The sequence below is a fragment of the Fibrobacter sp. genome (genome assembly GCA_024399065.1).
In the GTDB taxonomy this organism is placed as follows: domain Bacteria; phylum Fibrobacterota; class Fibrobacteria; order Fibrobacterales; family Fibrobacteraceae; genus Fibrobacter.
In genome coordinates, this window is sequence record JAKSIB010000016.1 from 25,832 (window position 1) to 43,575 (window position 17,744).

Consider the following 17,744-nt stretch of genomic DNA (forward strand, 5'->3'; position numbering starts at 1 on the left):
CGTTTTTTCGGTTTTTACTTGACTTTCAAAATTCAGTATTTAGATTTTGTGTAGAAATAGAGAATCAGCCTATGTCACGAAAATTACTTGTTTTGCCGGTTTGCCTTTCCCTAGCTTTTATCGCTTGCAAGGACGCCGTTGAAGATCACATCAAGTCCAACAAGATTACCGCAGAGGTGGATCACGATGCTGTAGCCGTGTTCAAGGCTAAGGTTCGTAGCTCCGTTGGTCAGAGTCAGTTCCTCAAGGCAAAGACAGAAACATGGAAAGATCTCCACGTTGGTTCTCTTATTCGTGATAACGACCAGGTCCGTACTGAAAAGGAATCCGAAGTGATTCTCAATACGGCGGACGGTACCGTTTTTATCATTGCCGAAAATTCCAATGTTGAATTCAATGCCGATCTGCAGAGCACCATCAAGGGTGAGGTGAACATCTACATCCGCAATGGTAACATCCAGTTCGATGTCCAGAAGCAGAAGGACAACCAGTTCAATTTCAAGACCGGAACCGCAACTGCATCGATCCGCGGTACCGCAGGTTTCGTGGGTAGTCTCGATGGCCAGATGGTTGCCTCCCTGAAGGAAGGTAAGGTGGAAGTCAAGGACGCCAAGGGCCGTTCCACCAATATTGCCCAGAACCAGACTCTTCTCGTGACCAAGTCCGGCGATGCCAAGACCATTCCTTTGGAATCTTCCGGTACAACCGCCTTGTTTGCGGCTCTCGAAGAAATGTCCAAGTCCGGCGCCCTGGACAACATGGAAGAACTTGAAAAGAACCTCCAGGCATTCGATGCCAAGTACGTTGACCAGAAGAAGGAATTCGAACAGAACCTTGAATTCCGTCCGGTGGTTATTCCCAAGGCTATTAACCGTCCGTCCGTAACCTTGAAGGCCCAGATGACTCCTGGCGTCTATGTGACCGTGATGGGCCAGACCGATACTGTTCCTGCAAGCGGCGTCTACGAACGTACCTTCAGCTGGGATGAATCTGCAACCGGTACCAAGCGCTTCATGGCTACCTGTAGCAACGGCTCCGTGGAAGTCCCCTGCAACGTGTGGGAGACCGAATACGAACCTACCGCTCCTGAAGCTCCGGCAGAAGAAGTTGTTGAAGATACTTTGGCTAAGGCAGACTCCCTGGCTGTAGATTCCTTGGCAAAGGCTGATTCCGCTGTGGTGGATTCCGCTGCCGCCGCTCCCGCAGAAGTGGCTGCCGTAGAACCGGAAAAGAAGGCAAAGCCGGTTAAGAAGCCTGCTGCTGTCAAGATTCCTGAACCTCTTCCTCCTGAATGGATCCTGAAGCTTATGGGAAACACCTTGGATCCTTTGGATTCCTTGGAAGAAATTTCCATGAAGAAGCTTCAGGCCTTGGGACATTCCCGCTTCAACATCCTCGTGTACAAGCCTAATTGCTCTAAGGACAATAGCTGCCTTGAAGAAGTGGAATCCGTAACCGTATATCGCAACGACGAGGAGTTGGTTGTCTTCCAGGGTGAAAACCTCAGGACGATCAATCCGGTTGACGTTAATATTGAAAATGGCAAGGTCGACGTCTACAAAGTTGTCGTGAAAATGAACGACAAGAAATTCGCCGACGTTGTATCTATGAAAACCTTCCAAACCAAAATTGTCTCTTCCAGGTAGAAACTGTTTAGATTTGTTTTCACCTCTGTGTAAGATTTTGGTCACAAACCACTAAAAAGTCCCTAAACGGGGACTTTTTTTGTAGATTGTGGTTATAAGCCCAAAACAAATGTTTTTTGTATTGCTATCTTGTTGATTAACAACGAGTTACGCACCTGATCGGTAGGGAGGTTGTCTTGAACAATTCGATTCCTTTAGTTCAAATGGTTATGCAGTCGGACATTGCTACGATTGTGGTTCTCTGCATTCTGGCAGTGATGTCTCTGGGCTCCTGGGGCATTATCATTGTCAAGTACGTCGTACACCGCAAGAACAAGCATGCGAACGTGGTCTTTTTCCGCAAGTTCAGCAATGTGACCCAGTTCGTGGAACTTCAGTCCCTTTGCGAAACTGCCGATGACAGTGCCCTTCGCCGTTTGACAGAAGAAGTGCTGAAGGAAGCTTCCAAGTTCAGTAACTTCGTGAGTTACGACTCCATCCAGCACCGCGCCTCCTTGCTGGAAGATACCATCCAGCGTTCCATCGAAGGCCTCCGCCTGACCGAAGACCGCTACCTGAGCTTCCTGGCTACCGCCTCCAACCTGGCTCCCTTCTTTGGTTTGCTTGGTACTGTGTGGGGCATCATGGTGGCCTTCTTCCAGATTGGTCAGCACGGTTCTGCCGACTTGACCGTCGTGGCTCCGGGTATCGCTATGGCCTTGATTACCACCGTTGGCGGCCTTGTGGTTGCTATTCCCGCATCTGCCGGCTACAACTACTTTACTTCCAATAACGGTCAGAACGAAATTTCCTATTACAACTTTGGTTCCCAGGTGCTGAGCTTGTTCAAGCGCGGCGACTTGCTCGCTCTTGAAGAAGTGGCTGGCTAGGAGGCTTAAGTGAAGCGTAGCCGCGGAAAAGAACTTAAGCAGGAAATGAACCTGACGAACATGATCGATATCGTGTTCGCCATCTTGATTGTGTTCATTATCTGCGCCCCCTTGATGAGTCAGGGTGTCAAGGTGGATTTGCCCAAGGCCGAAGCCCCCACCATGGAACAGGAAAAACTGTTGAAGGTTTCCATCACCAAGAGCGAAGAAATCTACATCGCCGACATGATGGTGGAATTCAGCAGCTTTGACAATGTTTTCAAGTCCTTGTGGGACGGCAATATGGCTGTTGTCATTAACTCCGACGAAGATGTACATTACGGTCTTGTAATGAAGGTGGTGACCCAGGTCCAGAAGCTTGGTGTTACAAAGCTTGGATTCCTTACTATGAATCCTAAGGAAGCTCCGGGTAGAAAGTGAGCAATAACGAGAAAGGAAAGATTCAGTATTTCGCTGATGGCGACAATGGCATGATGGTGAAAATCATCGTGTGTGCTGTCGTATTCCATGTCGTTATCGCAGGCATTTGCATCGGGATGCATTACGTGAACTTCAAGTCTGAACCCGAACCTATTCCAGTGTTTGAAATGGTCCAGGTTCAGCAACAGCAGGTCGCCCCGCCGGCTCCACCAAAGCCGAAGCCTCCTGAACCGCCGAAGGAAGTTCCTCCCGAACCTAAGAAGGTGAAACCCAAGCCGGAACCGAAGCCTAAGATTAACGAAGAACTTCCGCCGGAAATCAAGCCGGAAGAAGAAAAGAAGCCTGAGCCCGAACCGGAACCAGAACAGGAACCGCAGCCGGAACCTGAGCCGGAGCCGACTCCCGAACCGGCCAAGGATGACTTTGATATCGATGACATGGACTTGCCTGCAGCCGTTGAAGCTCCCAGCTTGAATCCTGTTGGCTCCGTGGACATGGACCCGTTGATGCAGGTCTACCTGGAACGTCTGAAGCAGATTATCATGGGCAACTTTAACCCGCCCACTAATTTGAATGTGAAGAAGAGTATCAAGACCACGGTGCAGTTTACCATCGACCGCTTTGGTGGAATTTCTGCAATTACGTTGAAGCGTTCTTCTGGCAACTCCACCTGGGATCACCTTTCTGTTCGAGCAGTGAAGATTTCCAAGGTGCCGGAACTGCCGTTCAACTTTAGAGCTCCCAGCTTGACTTTGCATTTTAATTTCACTCCGAACTGATCGGTGAATGGGTTGAGGAAATAGAAGAGATATATGAAGTACGTAGCTAAAGCATTCAAGTTTTCCACATTGGCAGCGTCGATTGCCTTTTGGATTCTGTTCTTGTTGCCGACCATGAGCTCTGCTGCCATCGATACGATTGCAGTGGACGTGGGTATTTCTGTTTTCAAGACTATGCCTATTGGCATTGTGCCCTTTACCGAACCTAAGGGAAATATTGAATGGATCGAAGAAAAGCCTCACCAGATCCTGACTCGTGATGCTAATCTTTCCGGTCGTTTCGAAGTGGTGGCTTCCGATAAGTTCAACTTGGCCTTGTTCAGCCGCAATCATGTGAAGCACTACGTGACTGGTCAGGTTTCCAAGCAGGATGGCAAGCTCCGTGTGGATTGCTTCTTGTACATTGCCCAGACTAAGGACATTCTGCTTGGCGAATCCTATGTGGTTCCTCAGCAGGAATTGCGTAAAGTTATGCACAAGTTCTTTGACTTGGTGATCAAGCGCCTGTGGGGCGAACGTGGCGTGGCATCTACAAAGCTGGCCTACGTTTCCAAGATGGATGGAATCAAGCAGGTTGTGGTTTCCGACTACGATGGTTATCACCGTTCCCAGATTACCCGCGATTCCAGCATCAGTATGATGCCTGTGTGGATGAAGGGCAATTCTGGCCTTGTGTACGTAAACTTCAAGACCAATCGTCCTCGCCTTTACTTGAAGAAGTTTGGTGGTGCGGAACAGCCGTTGTTCACCCATTTGGATCAGACTTACAGTCCGGCGGTAAACCCGGTGACTGGCGAATTGCTTTTCTCCTCTACGGTGGATGGCAAGACGGATTTGTATATCGGCAATATGACTACGGGTAGGGCAAAGAAGTTTGCTTACCTGAAGTCCAACCAGACGAGTCCCGCCTGGAGCCCCTATGCTACTGAAGTGCTGTTTACCAGCGATCGTGGCGGTGGCCCCCAGATTTTCGTGATGGGCAAGGACGGTAGCGATATGCGTCGTGTGACTTTCATGGGTCGCTATAATGAACGTGCCAGCTGGTCTCCTGAAGGTGACCGCATTGCCTATACCTCTATGGATAACGGCAAGATGAATATTTATACCTGCGCTCTGGATGGTTCTGATATTGTTCAGTTGACCAACAACGCAGGCAATAACGAACATCCCACTTGGTCTCCGGATGGCAAGTTGATTGCCTTCTCTAGCAACCGTAGCGGAACATATCAGATTTACATTATGAGAAAGGACGGATCCAACGTAACCCGCATTACGACTTCCGGCGAAAATACTTCGCCCACTTGGTCCTTCTTCTATGACGATTTAGACTAAAATAAAAGGAAGGTGATAAATGAAGAACCTCTTGAAGTTCGCTCTCGTAGCAAGTGTCGCTGGCATCATGTTGTCGGCATGCTCCTCCCCCAAGCCGAAGACTGCTCCTTCTGCAAAGAAGGCTCGTCCCGCTCCTGCCGCTGTCCAGCAGGAAGAAGCTGCTGCTCCCGCTGCAGAACAGCCGGTGGTGAATGCAGACTCCTTGGCTGCAGAACAGGCTCGTCAGGAAGCTGAACGCTTGGAAGCAGAACGTGCTCGCTTGGAAGCTCTCATTAACCAGATCATGAGCGAAGATGTCTACTTCGACTTCGACCGTTCTGAACTGACCGAAAAGGCTAAGGAACTCTTGGCTCAGGTTGCTGAACTCCTGATGAAGGAAACTCGTTTCTCCATCACCATCGAAGGCCACACCGATGCTCGCGGTACCGAAGACTACAACTTCACCTTGGGTGCAAAGCGTGCTATGAAGGTTAAGGAATTCCTGGCTGCCTACGGTATCGAAGGCAAACGCATGGAATCCGTAAGCTACGGTAAGGAAGCTCCGAAGGCAGAAGGCGAATCTGAAGAAGCTTACTCTCAGAACCGTCGTGCAAACTTCCGCGTGAACGTTCGCGACTAAGAGCGTTGCCGAAGGGTAATGGGTCGCGTGAAAACGCGGCCTGACCGATGAATGTTTAATTTGTAAGAGGCGTATATGAAACGTTTGGCAGTACTTGGCCTTGCCGTTTTGACGTTGATGGGTTGTAGCAGCATGACTGTCTTGAGGACTAGTGAACTCAAGACTGTTGGCAGGCACGTGCAGAAGAAGGTGCAGGAAACCGTTGTGCAAAAGGTTGATACAGCAGTTATCAAGTTGACTGCCGCTAACGACTCCTTGCGTGCGGAACTCGATTCTACCAATGCCCGCTTGAAGGCTGCAGAATTTGCCCAGAAGCGTATGCAAGCTGAAATCACCATGCTTGCACGTCGTGTTTCCGACGAATCTGAACGCAACGACTCTCGTCAGGAAGAAATCATCTACCGCTTGGATTTGCTCTTGGGCAAGTCCGACAAGATTCTTGCCAAGAAGGTCGTGATTAGCGGCGCTCCTGCTCCTATTTCCATGGACAGCCTGGAACGTGAAGCTGAAAAGTTGGTGGAAGCTGAAGCCATGTTCAATACCGCCCGTTCCGATTACCATCGTGGCGAATACAAGTTGGCATACTCTGGTTTCAAGCAGGTCTATGAAACCATGAAGACTGGCGAACTTGCTGAAAATTCCCTGTACTGGATGGCCATCTGCCTGATCGATGCAAATCAAATCGATAAGGCCAAGAAGGTCTTTGCCCGTATGTCGGAAGCTTTCCCCGACGGTCAGAAGACTTGCCCGGCCTTGTTCAAACTTGCAAATCTTTATGCCGATGAATGCGATATCGATATGCAGAAGCAGTATTTGCAGAAGATCCTTTCCAACAAGAGTTGCGAGGCTTCTGGCGAATTTGAACAGTCTGCAGAAATCCTTCAGGAATTGCTGGAAAAGAATGAAAACGCCTCTGAAACTTGCGTGACCAAGGAACAGAAGGAAGCAACGATTATTCCGGCAGAAGCATCTGTGAAAGGCTTTGTAGCGGATACCCCTTCCGCCGCTACTCAGCCTGCCGCTGACCGATCTGCTGCAGTTCAGCCCGCCGCACCCGTGGTTGGTCCTGCTCCGACACTGACTCCGGTTCAGCCTGCTGCAAAGTAATTTTGCCTGCGCGGAAATTGGTCTGCGTAGTAAAATTGAAATTCTAGAAGAGAACAAAAAGAGCCGTTAGTTTTTTACTAACGGCTTCTTTTTTTTGTGTGACGTCGGCGGAGCGCGCAGACTCTGTTGAGAATTGCGCGGGCTTGGTTACGGTTCGTCGGCGTCGATGATGACGCGTTCGACGGATGCGCCCAAGGTTGCCATCTTGGCTTCGAAATCTTCGTAACCGCGGTCCAGATGATAGATGCGGCTGATCTTGGTTTCGCCTTCGGCAATGAGTGCGGCAAGGACCATGGCCATGCTGGCGCGAAGGTCGGTACCCATGACTTCGGCACCTTCAAGAGGAGCGCCGCCCTTGATGGTGGCGGTGTTGCCGGTGATGGTGATGTTTGCGCCCAGACGTTCCAGTTCAGCGACGTGCTTGAAACGGTCGTTGTAGACGGTATCCTGGATCATGCTGTTGCCCGGGATGGACAAGAGGGTTGCCATCAACGGAGCCTGCATATCGGTGGGATAGCCGGGGAAGGGGAGGGTCTGGATGGTGATAGGCTTCAGTTCCTGACCGCGGGCGTCTACTTCGGCCCAGTCAGCGCCAACATTCACCTTGCAGCCCATTTCGCGGAAGGCGTCCAGGGTGGAGGCGATGTGTTCAGGAATGATCTTGGTGACCTTCACGCGGCCACGGGTAATGGCGGCTCCGCAAAGGAAAGAACCTGCTTCGATACGGTCCGGGATGGTATAGCCATTGCCCGGGCGGAGGGCTTCGACGCCCTGCACCGTAAGGGTGCGTGTGCCGCGGCCCTGAATCTTGGCGCCCATACCGATGAGGTAGTCTACCAGGTTGTCAATTTCGGGTTCCAGTGCGGCGTTCTGGAGAACGCTGGTGCCCTTGGCGAGGGTTGCTGCCATCAAAACATTGACGGTGGCGCCTACGCTGGAAATGGGGAAGTGGAAGGTACCACCGGGGAGGCGTCCTTCGCAAGTTGCTTCAACGTAACCGTGGGTCACTGTAATCTTGGCGCCCAAGGCTTCGAGACCCTTCAGGTGCAAGTCCACAGGACGGGGGCCCCAGGCACATCCGCCCGGAAGAGAAACGCGGCAACGTCCGAAACGAGCTACCAGAGGACCAAGCACGTAGAAGCTGGCGCGCATGGTTTTCACCAGTTCGTAAGGAGCTTCCAAATGATCTGCACCACGGGTGTCGATCTTTAAAACATGGGAATCACCACTGATACGGCAACCAATGACACGAAGCACGTCGGACATGGTCTTCATATCTTTCAGGTGGGGTACGTTGGTGATTTCGGAAACGCCATCAGCCAAAAGGGCTGCTGCCATCACGGCCAGCACGGCGTTCTTTGCACCGGAAATTTCCACATCGCCATCAAGAGGCTTTTTTACTTGAGGAACAATAAACTGATACATACTACTCTCTGAGATTTTCTAAAACTTACTTTTTCTTGCTAACGGTGGCAGGCCTTTGTTCGTAAACGACGCGTGTTTTGGCGATCCAGTCGTGCAAGGCTCTACGCTGGGGGTCCACCATGACAATCAGGTAGCCGAGACCATAGAACAGCAAGGTGAACTGGGTGAACAAACTTGCCACATAGCGGAGGGCGCTTGCGATCCAACCAATCTTTTCCTGGCCCACAACTTCGACGTGGAGGTGGAACAATCGCTTGCCCGGAGTTGAAGAATGGATTGCGGTGAAGACCACAAAATAGATTGCCTGGAAAAATCCCCAGACTCCGATGAACAAGTTCATGCCGGGGGCGTCCAAAAGTTTTGTTGCGGTTTCGTTATTGGAAGGGTCGCTGGCGTAGGTTGTAAATGCGTTTGCGATGGTGTCCACATCGATGAGCTGCAACTGACCCATGATCATCATGATAATGATGCCGAATGCAGACAAAATAATGTTGTCTACGCAGTAGGCTGCTCCGCGAACGATGAATCCTGCATATCGCTTCTGGGCCTTATGTTCTGCTAAAATTGCTTCCAGGGCGGCCTTGATTTGTTCTTCTTCGGACAATTTTTCGGCGTCAGATTCTGTGTTTCCAATGGCAGAATCGCCCATGTCCTTTGCTTCGGAAGTTTCTTCCCAGCGGACCCAGGCTTCCATGCCGGAGTGCCAAACCAAGGTTTCGTTTTTGATTTCGCCGGCTTTGACAAAGTCCTTGATTTCTTCGATAGAATAGGGACCCTTGCGGCGTTCTCCATCAGTGATGGATTCATCTATATAATACCAAGTCATACAGGGTACAATGTAGTAAATCCAAAGCCGTATGCACAAAAAAAAGCTACCTTTGGGAGGTATGATGAATTTTAAGATTGGCCAGCGCTATGTAAGTCAATCGGAACCTGCTCTGGGACTTGGTATCGTCACAGAAGTTCAGGCCCGTATTGTCAAGATTTCTTTCCCCGCGGTGAATGATCTTCGTTTATATCGTTCCGATACGGCTCCGGTAGATCGATTTGTTCTTGCTCAAGGCGAAACTGCAAAAAGTGAAAAGGGCGTTTCCTTTACCATCGAAAACGTGAAGGAAGTGGACGGTATCATGGTCTATGAAGGCCGTGCTGGTCGTTCCATGAAGGAATCTGAACTGAACGCCAAGATTTCCATTGCCCGTCCGGCAGATTTGTTCCGTGCCCTCATGGAAAACCGCATTTCCAACAGCGGCCAATTCCAGCGTCGCGAAAGCGCCATGGACTTGTCCTGCAAGTGGATTTCTTCCCCGGTCCGCGGTATGATCGGTCCCCGCGTAAGCAAGATTCCGCACCAGTATTACCTGTGCCATCGCGCTTGCTCCAGTTCTACCTTGCCTCGCTTGATGCTCTCCGACGAAGTGGGCTTGGGTAAGACTATCGAAGCAGGCATGATTTGGCATGCCCTCAAGGCTCGTGGTCGTATCACTCGCACCTTGATTATTGTTCCGGAGACTTTGAAGCACCAGTGGCTCATCGAAATGAAGCGTCGCTTCAACCACCTGTTCACCTTGGTGGACGAAGGTTACCTGAAGGGTCTTTTCGTTGCCGATGACGACGATAAGCCGAATCCGTTCTCCTTGGCCAACGACATTATTTGTTCCATTGACTTCTTGATTAAGCAGCCGGCCTTGATTGAAGACTTGCTGAAGACCAATTGGGACATGACCATTATCGATGAAGCCCACCACCTGGTGTGCGAAGATGGCTTTACCAGCCACGAATACCTCTTGGCCAATGCTGTAATCCAGCGTTCCAAGGGCGTTCTTCTTTTGACTGGAACTCCGCTCCAGTTCCATCCGGAATCTCAGTTCAACCGCTTGAAGATGTTGGACCCGGTGCGCTTTGCGGATTACAATAACTTTATCAAGGATCAGGACGCTTACCGCAAGTTGGTGAACGAGTTGAACAAGCTGCCGACAGACCCTGGCCAGCAGATGAGCTGGGATGACTTGAATGAAATCGTTCCCAAGAAGTCCATCATCCGCCCGTGGCTTGAACAGGAAAGTGCAAAGTCCATGTCTGCCGACGAATGGATCCGCCGCATTGTAGATGCCGTGGGTACTGGTTCCGTGGTGTTCCGTAATACCCGTAAGGGCGTGGGCGGTTTCCCTAAGCGCGTGCTGGACGAAGTTGCCCTGGACCCGAATCCCAACTACCGCGACATGGTGAACGCCGCTGCAGAACAGGACCTGGACATGTCCACGGACATTCAGGAAAACGGTTTGCTCTGCACTAGCTATTCCGATGCATGGCCTTTGGACGAACGTTACGTATGGCTCAAGAAGTTCCTGAAGGAACACCAGAACGACAAGGTCCTCTTGATTTGCGAATCCATCGAAGTGGTTCTTGCATTGGAAGCCTTGCTTACCGAATACATGGGCCCGGGCGCATTCTCCATGTTCCACGAGAACATGACTATCATGGCTCGCGACAAGGCTGCCGCAAACTTCAGTAAGGAAAACGGTGCAAACCTCTTGATCGCTTCTGAAATCGGTTCCGAAGGCCGTAACTTCCAGTTTGCCCATCATTTGATTTTGTTCGACCTGCCGCTGGATGCTTCCTTGGTGGAACAGCGTATTGGTCGTTTGGACCGTATCGGTCAGAACGAAAACATCATCATCCACGTGCCTTATGTAAAGGGCTCCGGTCAGGAAGTGATGTTCCGCTGGTATCATAACGGCTTGAACGCTTTCGGTACTCCCATGATGAGCGGTGGCGAACTGTTCCTCAAGTATACCGATGAACTTATTGCCGCCTTGGCAGAACCTGGCCCGCTGCTGCAGCACTTCATCGATGATGTGATTCCGCAGGTCAAAAAGGACTGCGAAGCCATGCGCAAGAATATTGAAAAGGGCCGTGACCGCTTGCTGGAATTCAATTCCCGCAATCCCGAGAAGGCTAAGGAAATCACCGACGAAATTGAACGCGTCGATGCTATTCCTGACTTGCAGACCTTGGTGTTCTCTTCCTTGATGGAACGTGGTCTTGAAATTGAAAAGAGCAAGATCCCGGGTTGCTTCATTGTGACCATGGGTACCCAGGTGGAAGCTGGTTCTGTGCCGGGCATGCCCGAATCTGTGGGCGGTATTCCGGGTAGCAGTAGCGCTGGTGGCCGTGTGGTTCAGGAAGTGGGCAACTTTGAAGAAGGTTCCGGTGGTGGCGATGATGACGCTCGCTATAGCGATGCTTCCAGCCTTACCATTACCTTCGACCGTAAGGTGGCCATGGTTCATGACGAAGTGGATTTCGTCAGCTTGGAACATCCACTGTCCCAGGGTGTGCTGGACTTTGAAACCACCTTGGATAACGGCGCTGTGTCCTGCAACATTTGGCAGAACTCCGGTATGCGTGGCTTGATCATGCAGTACAATTTTGCTGTAGACTTCGCCATTTCCGAAGAATGGGGCGTGTCTGACTTGGCAGGTCCTCGTTACCTGACTGTGTTGGTGAACCCCACTGGCGAAGACTTGAGCGATAAGGTTCCTGAACTTGCAAATGCTTCCTTCAAGGATGTGGCTGTTCCTCAGGGCAATCCTGCAGTGAACATGACCTTGAAGTACTTCAGCAAGGATGGCTTGGCCATTGCTCGCCGCAATGCCATGACTCAGGCCAAGGAATGGGCTGAACAAGCTGCAGAAGCTGTGGAAGCTCGCGCAGAACAGGAATATCAACGTATGAACCACTTGCTGATGATGCGTGGCAAGGCTGGCAATAACACCCAGCTGCAGCAGCTCCGCAAGAACGTTCAGGAATGGAAGAAGATTATTTCCAACCCGCAGCTCCGTCTGGACGCAATCCGCCTTCTGGTCTGCCGTTAATATTGAACCTCGAACCTCGAACCTCGGGCCTCGCGCCTCGAACCTGATTATGAGTGAATTAAGAAAGAACATTTTGAACGAAGCCCACCGCATTGTGGTGAAGATTGGTTCCCGTATTCTCGTGGACTCCGAAAAGGGCGGCGTACGTACCCGTTACATCCAGAAGTTGGCAGACTCCGTTGCCCGCCTCATGGAAGCCGGCAAGGAAGTGGTGATTGTGACTTCCGGCGCTGTGGGTACCGGCATGAGTCAGCTGGGTTACAAGGAAAAGCCGACGGTCATTGCAGAAAAGCAGGCTTGCGCTGCTGTGGGCCAGATCGACTTGATGTACGCTTACCGCGAAATGTTCCGCTGGTGCCAACTTTCTGTGGGTCAGATTCTTTTGTCTGCAGATGACTTCCGTGACCGCGGCCGTTACAAGAATTTGCAGAACACCATCAAGGCTATGCTTGCCCGCAAGATTGTTCCCATCATCAATGAAAACGACTCTCTTGCTGTGGCTGAAATCAAGGTGGGCGATAACGACAAACTGAGTAGTGACGTCGCGCTCTTCTTGGATGCCGACCTGCTCTTGATCTTTACTGACGAAGATGGTCTCTTCGATGACAATCCGAAGAAGAACCCCAATGCTCGTTTGCTCCGCTTTGTTCCGGAAATTACTCCCGCAGTTCTTGCTCTTGCAGGTAAGCCTGGCGAAGCCGGCTCCGCTGTAAGTACTGGCGGTATGCGCAGTAAGCTTGAAGCGATTCGTAATGTGACTAAGAGCGGTTGCAATGCTTTCCTTGCTTGCGGTATGCGCGTGCTTCCTCACGAAGTGGTGCTGGAACAGGCTGAAGGTACGTTGTTCGTAGGCTCTGCCAAGAAGCTGAACAGCCGTCAGCGTTGGCTCAGCTTTATTACCACTCCCCGCGGAAGCGTTGTGGTGGATGAAGGTGGCGTAAAGGCATTGCGTGAAAAGCATTCCAGCTTGTTGCCTGTTGGCGTTGTTGCTGTGAAGAAGCACTTTGACAAGGGCGACTTGATCGAAGTCCTTAGCCCCAAGGGTGAAGCCGTCGCCCGCGGTGTTGCAAAGTTTGATAGCGAAACTTTGAAGCTGGTGCTTCATAAGAAAACTTCTGAAATCCACGCCTTGCTGGGCAAGGACGTGGCTGATGAACTTATTCATAAAAACGACCTGGTCGTGTTCTAGTAAGAGGCTTGCAATATGGCAGAAGATCAGAACTTAGATGAATTGGCCGAAGAATCTGCGGAACTTCCTAAAGTTGAAAGTCAGGAAGATCTCGCCCGTATTATCCAGGCCCTGGTTTTTGCATCGCCCGATGTGGTGACCCTGAAGAAGCTCCGTGAAATTCTTGGAGACTTCTTGGATGCTCGTTTGGTGTCCGACGCTTTGATCGCTGCCAACGACTCCTTGAACAAGATCAATTCTCCGTTTGAAATTGTGGAACAGGCCGGTGGCTATCGCTTCCGTACCCGCGCCAAGTATTATCCTTGGGTCCGCAAGTTGTTCCCGGATGTTAATGCTCGTCGCTTGAGCCAGGCTGCTCTGGAAACCTTGGCTGTGATTGCTTATCAGCAGCCCATTACCAAGGCCGCCATCGAACAGGTCCGTGGCGTTTCTTCTGCAGATGGTCCCATCCGTAACTTGCTGGATAAGAAGTTTATCGCATTGGGTGCCCGCGCAGAAACTGTAGGCAACCCCTACACTTACGTGACTACACAGGAATTCATGAAGTACTTCGGAATTAACCGCATTCCCGAAGACTTGCCCCGCCTTCGCGAATTCAGTGAACTTCTGGAAGCCGGTGCTCTGGTACCTCAGTACGCCAAGCCGGAATCCATCGCCACTGAAGAGCCCAAGGAACCGGAAGAAAATCCGGATCAGGTTGAACTTTCCATGGGAGACTTGTAATGGCCTGCACTCCGTTGATGCAGCAGTATTACGATATCAAGGCTCAAAACCCTGGTTGTATTCTGTTCTTTAGAATGGGTGACTTCTTTGAACTTTTCGAAGAAGACGCTGTTATCGCCTCTAAGATTTTGGGCATTACTCTCACAAGCCGTAACAACGGTGCTTCCGGCGCTACACCTCTTTGCGGTTTCCCGCACCACGCTGCGGAACGTTACGTTCCCAAGATGGTTGCAGCAGGTTACCGAGTGGCTATTTGCGAACAGGTGGAAGACCCGAAGCTTGCCAAGGGAATCGTCAAGCGCGATATTGTTGAAATTATCAGTGCCGGCACCGCCATGAACGAAGCCAACCTGGACGCCAAGGAAGCAAACTACCTTTGCGCCTATGTTCCGGGAACTGCGGAAAAAGCTGGCGCGGGTTCCGAAAATGCCGACGGCAAGTCTGCCGAGATGGCCGTGTTTGCCATTGCCGATGTGACCACCGGTTATTTGGCTACTTGCAAGAGCTCCGTTCAGGCTTTTGAATGTGAATTCTGTCGCCGCATGCCTAAGGAAATTGTCGTGCCCGAAGGTTGCAAGATTCCTGCCGGCGTCATGGACTTGGTGAAGTCCGAAAACATTTTGATTACAGAACTGCCTGCATTCCAGTTTGGCGTTGAAGCCGCCAAGGATACGCTGTTCTCTCATTTCAAGGTGGAAGCCTTGGACGGTCTCGGCTTGGATGGCCGCGATGAAGAAACTTCCGTGACTGGTGCTCTTCTGCAGTACTTGATGTACCAGAAAAAATCTGAACTTTCCCACTTTACGAACCTCGAGATTCTGAATCTTGATGACTACATGACGCTGGATCCCAGCACCCTTCGTAACCTGGAATTGGTTCGCCCGCTGAACGCAGATGACATTAGCAGCACCCTTTGCTATGTTCTCGACTTTACCGTCACTGCCATGGGTGGCAGAACTTTGAAGGATTGGGTGAGCCATCCGTTGATTTCCGTGGACCGCATCAAGGAACGCGAAGAAGCGGTGAATGAATTGGTGAACAATCCTGTGGCTCTTGACGAATTGAAGGAATCTCTCACTTCCATTCTGGATATGGAACGCTTGATGGGCCGTGTGGGCTCCGGACGTGCCAATGCCCGTGACCTTGCTGGTATGGGACGCTCCTTGTCTCAGGCTTCCAAGGTGGCCGATGTTCTTGAAGGTTTGCGTTCTCCCATTTTCGAACCCATGCGCGAAGCTTTGATTCTCGCCAAGGGTAGGGGAGAGGAACTTCTTAGTCAGTTCAATGATGATTTGCCCATGACTGTCCGCGAAGGTGGCATGATTCGCGAAGGTGCCAATGCTGAATTGGACCAGCTGAATGCCAACATCAAGGATAAACGTCAGTGGATTGCTTCCTTGGAAACCCGCGAAAAGGAACGCCTTGGCATCCCCAGTATCAAGGTGGGTTACAACAAGGTGTTTGGTTACTACATCGAAGTGACCCGCGCCGCCATGGCCAAGGCAACGAATCCGATTCCCGACGAATACATTCGTAAGCAGACTACGGTGAATGCAGAACGTTACATCACTCCGGAAATGAAGGAATGCGAATCCGTCATTAGCAATGCCGAAGTGAACATTCACGCTCTGGAATACAAGATCTTTAGCGAACTTCGCGAACGCGTCAATTCCTGGCGTGCAGAACTTCAGGAAATTGCAAACGCCATCGCACGCGTGGATACGCTGTACAGCTTTGCCCGCGCCGCACGTAAGTACAATTACGTTTGCCCCGAAGTCTTCGAAGGTTCCGGCATCGAAATCAAGGGTGGTTTCCATCCGGTGATTGTTGCTGTGAATCCGGACCTGGACTTCATTAGCAATGACGTGAAGCTTTCGCCCGAGGCGACCCGATTGATGCTTATTACCGGCCCGAATATGGCTGGTAAATCTACTTACCTGCGTCAGACCGGCCTCATCGTATTGATGGCACAAATAGGCTGCTTCGTGCCTGCAGAAAGCGCCCGCATTGGCGTTGTGGACCGCATCTTCACCCGCGTGGGTGCAAGTGACCGCTTAAGTCGCGGCCTCTCTACCTTCATGGTGGAAATGATTGAAACCGCAAACATTCTGCGTAACGCTACCTCCCATAGCCTTGTTCTTCTGGACGAAATCGGCCGCGGTACCAGTACCTTTGACGGCCTCTCCATTGCCTGGGCTATCGTAGAAACTCTTCATGACGAGCCCGCCCGCGCAGCCCTAACGCTGTTTGCAACCCACTACCACGAATTGACCGGCCTTGTGGACGACTTGGAACATGCCGGCAACTATCAGGTAGCCGTTCAGGAAAAGGGCGACAAGCTCATCTTCTTGCATAAGATTCTGGAAGGTGCTTGCGACTCCAGCTATGGTATCCATGTGGCTGAAATGGCTGGCTTACCCAACAACGTTCTCCGCCGCGCCCGCAAGATCTTGCTCCGCTTGGAAAAGCACAAGATCGACCCCAGCGACGAAGCCGCCAACAAGAAACTGAAGGAAAAGCCTCAGGTGGATCTCTTTGCTCCTCCCGATGAAAGCTCCACCCTCCTCAAGGAAGAAGTGCGCCGCCTCCGTCCGGAAGAAATGACTCCCATGCAGGCTCTTCAAACCTTGATGGACCTGAAGGAACATTACGGAAAGTAAGTTTTCATCATGATTGATTTTGCGGCGCTTCAGGAATTCGTTTACGGAGATCGCATTTACGATTCCGATATCCACGGGCTGGCCCATTGGCGTCAGGTGGAGTTTAACGGACTGATGCTTGCGAAAAAGACCAAGGCGGACATCACCGTGGTGAGATTGTTCGCCTTGTTCCACGATTCCAAGCGGGAAAGCGACGGCTATGATGAAACTCATGGAAGTCGTGGGGCGGAATTCGCCAAGAAGTGCCACGAGGAAAAACTTTTCGAGATTACGGATGAACAGTTTGAAAAACTGTTCCATGCCTGTACCAACCACACAACGGAACGTCGTAGCGGTGATCCTACCATTGATACCTGCTACGATGCGGATCGCCTTGACTTGGGACGTGTGGACTTCAAATTGAATCCCGAAAAAATGGCCACAACTTTTGGTGAATTTATTGCCAAGAAATCCCTGGCAAAAAAAATACAGCCAAGTCAGATGAGAACTTGGCTGCAAGAAAACGATTTTTAGATTCATTTATCGCGCGGATCTCCGCGCTTTTTTATTCAATCCAGTTCATGCGACCTTCGAATTTGGTGTCGCTTTTGATGACCTGGAATGTGCAGCTGATTTCTACACCGGCATTCTTAGGCAATGCTGAAACGCCTACGGCGGTGCGGGCGTGCTTGCCGTTGTCTCCGAGAATCTGGACCGCAAGTTCGCTAGCGCCATTCAATACGGCGGGCTGTTCCTTGAAATCGGGGGAGGACTGCACAAAGCCCTGCATCTGTACCAGCTTCAGGGTTTCGCCTTCCTGAAGAACGCTCATGGCGGCGGCGATGTTGTTCAACAGGCAGATGGCGGCGCCTTCCTTAGCCTTTTCTGGGGAAAGCTGGCTGGGAACAATTCCGGTGTAGGCGGAAAAATCGCCGTTCACAGAAGGCAACTGGCCAGAGACGAAAATCATATCGCCTGCGCGGTTGGCAGGAATGTAGGCTGCAAGAGGTGCGGCTACAGCAGGGAGGGTGAGACCCAATTCTTCGATTTTTTTCTTGATGTTGACCATATAAACCTTCCTTTTTTTACTCTGACTAATATAAAAAACTCCCCTCGTC

At 51.1% G+C, this 17,744-nt stretch carries 15 protein-coding genes; 12 read left to right on the top strand and 3 right to left on the bottom strand.

Annotated features, from left to right (window positions below; genetic code table 11):
• The first annotated feature begins 71 nt into the window (after positions 1 to 71).
• From MJZ25_09415 to MJZ25_09445, 7 genes are all read left to right on the top strand, one after another.
• Positions 72 to 1,646: a FecR domain-containing protein gene (locus tag MJZ25_09415; protein MCQ2124387.1), complete on the top strand. Its 1,575-nt coding sequence runs from the start codon at positions 72 to 74 to the stop codon at positions 1,644 to 1,646.
• A 203-nt stretch (positions 1,647 to 1,849) separates the two neighbouring features.
• Positions 1,850 to 2,515 carry a MotA/TolQ/ExbB proton channel family protein gene (locus MJZ25_09420; GenBank protein ID MCQ2124388.1) on the top strand — a complete coding sequence of 222 codons (666 nt, stop codon included), beginning with the start codon at positions 1,850 to 1,852 and terminating at the stop codon, positions 2,513 to 2,515.
• A gap of 9 nt (positions 2,516 to 2,524) precedes the next feature.
• Complete coding sequence (locus tag MJZ25_09425; GenBank protein MCQ2124389.1) at positions 2,525 to 2,935, top strand: biopolymer transporter ExbD; 411 nt, start codon at positions 2,525 to 2,527, stop codon at positions 2,933 to 2,935.
• Positions 2,932 to 3,714: a TonB C-terminal domain-containing protein gene (locus tag MJZ25_09430; GenBank protein ID MCQ2124390.1), complete on the top strand. Its 783-nt coding sequence runs from the start codon at positions 2,932 to 2,934 to the stop codon at positions 3,712 to 3,714. Before MJZ25_09425 ends, MJZ25_09430 begins: the two co-directional genes overlap by 4 nt.
• Before the next feature lie 33 nt (positions 3,715 to 3,747).
• Complete coding sequence (locus MJZ25_09435; GenBank protein MCQ2124391.1) at positions 3,748 to 5,046, top strand: translocation protein TolB; 1,299 nt, start codon at positions 3,748 to 3,750, stop codon at positions 5,044 to 5,046.
• 19 nt (positions 5,047 to 5,065) lie between these two features.
• Positions 5,066 to 5,665 (top strand): OmpA family protein, encoded by a 600-nt coding sequence (locus MJZ25_09440; protein MCQ2124392.1) that lies wholly within the window; start codon positions 5,066 to 5,068, stop codon positions 5,663 to 5,665.
• A gap of 75 nt (positions 5,666 to 5,740) precedes the next feature.
• Positions 5,741 to 6,772 (top strand): tetratricopeptide repeat protein, encoded by a 1,032-nt coding sequence (locus MJZ25_09445; protein ID MCQ2124393.1) that lies wholly within the window; start codon positions 5,741 to 5,743, stop codon positions 6,770 to 6,772.
• Positions 6,773 to 6,919: 147 nt separating this feature from the next.
• Here MJZ25_09445 and murA read toward each other — a convergent pair whose 3' ends face one another.
• Both murA and MJZ25_09455 read right to left on the bottom strand, forming a co-directional pair.
• Positions 6,920 to 8,197 (bottom strand): UDP-N-acetylglucosamine 1-carboxyvinyltransferase, encoded by a 1,278-nt coding sequence (murA, locus tag MJZ25_09450; protein MCQ2124394.1) that lies wholly within the window; start codon positions 8,195 to 8,197, stop codon positions 6,920 to 6,922.
• Between the two features lie 25 nt (positions 8,198 to 8,222).
• Entirely contained in the window at positions 8,223 to 9,023 is an 801-nt protein-coding gene (locus tag MJZ25_09455) for an RDD family protein (protein ID MCQ2124395.1), read from the bottom strand.
• A gap of 61 nt (positions 9,024 to 9,084) precedes the next feature.
• On the opposite strand from MJZ25_09455, the gene rapA reads away from it, so the two are divergent.
• Genes rapA through MJZ25_09480 form a run of 5 tightly spaced genes read left to right on the top strand, consistent with a single transcriptional unit; the run spans position 9,085 to position 17,160 of the window.
• Complete coding sequence (gene rapA, locus MJZ25_09460) at positions 9,085 to 12,075, top strand: RNA polymerase-associated protein RapA (GenBank protein ID MCQ2124396.1); 2,991 nt, start codon at positions 9,085 to 9,087, stop codon at positions 12,073 to 12,075.
• A gap of 49 nt (positions 12,076 to 12,124) precedes the next feature.
• The gene (gene proB, locus MJZ25_09465) at positions 12,125 to 13,264 is read left to right on the top strand and encodes a glutamate 5-kinase (GenBank protein MCQ2124397.1); all 1,140 of its coding nucleotides are present in this window, start codon (positions 12,125 to 12,127) and stop codon (positions 13,262 to 13,264) included.
• Positions 13,265 to 13,279: 15 nt separating this feature from the next.
• Positions 13,280 to 13,987: an SMC-Scp complex subunit ScpB gene (gene scpB, locus MJZ25_09470; GenBank protein ID MCQ2124398.1), complete on the top strand. Its 708-nt coding sequence runs from the start codon at positions 13,280 to 13,282 to the stop codon at positions 13,985 to 13,987.
• Positions 13,987 to 16,647 carry a DNA mismatch repair protein MutS gene (gene mutS / locus MJZ25_09475; GenBank protein MCQ2124399.1) on the top strand — a complete coding sequence of 887 codons (2,661 nt, stop codon included), beginning with the start codon at positions 13,987 to 13,989 and terminating at the stop codon, positions 16,645 to 16,647. Before scpB ends, mutS begins: the two co-directional genes overlap by 1 nt.
• Positions 16,648 to 16,656: 9 nt before the next feature.
• Positions 16,657 to 17,160, top strand: a complete 504-nt coding sequence (locus MJZ25_09480) for a hypothetical protein (protein ID MCQ2124400.1) — start codon at positions 16,657 to 16,659, stop codon at positions 17,158 to 17,160.
• A 31-nt stretch (positions 17,161 to 17,191) separates the two neighbouring features.
• Here MJZ25_09480 and MJZ25_09485 read toward each other — a convergent pair whose 3' ends face one another.
• Positions 17,192 to 17,695 (bottom strand): RidA family protein, encoded by a 504-nt coding sequence (locus MJZ25_09485; GenBank protein MCQ2124401.1) that lies wholly within the window; start codon positions 17,693 to 17,695, stop codon positions 17,192 to 17,194.
• Positions 17,696 to 17,744 lie beyond the last annotated feature (49 nt).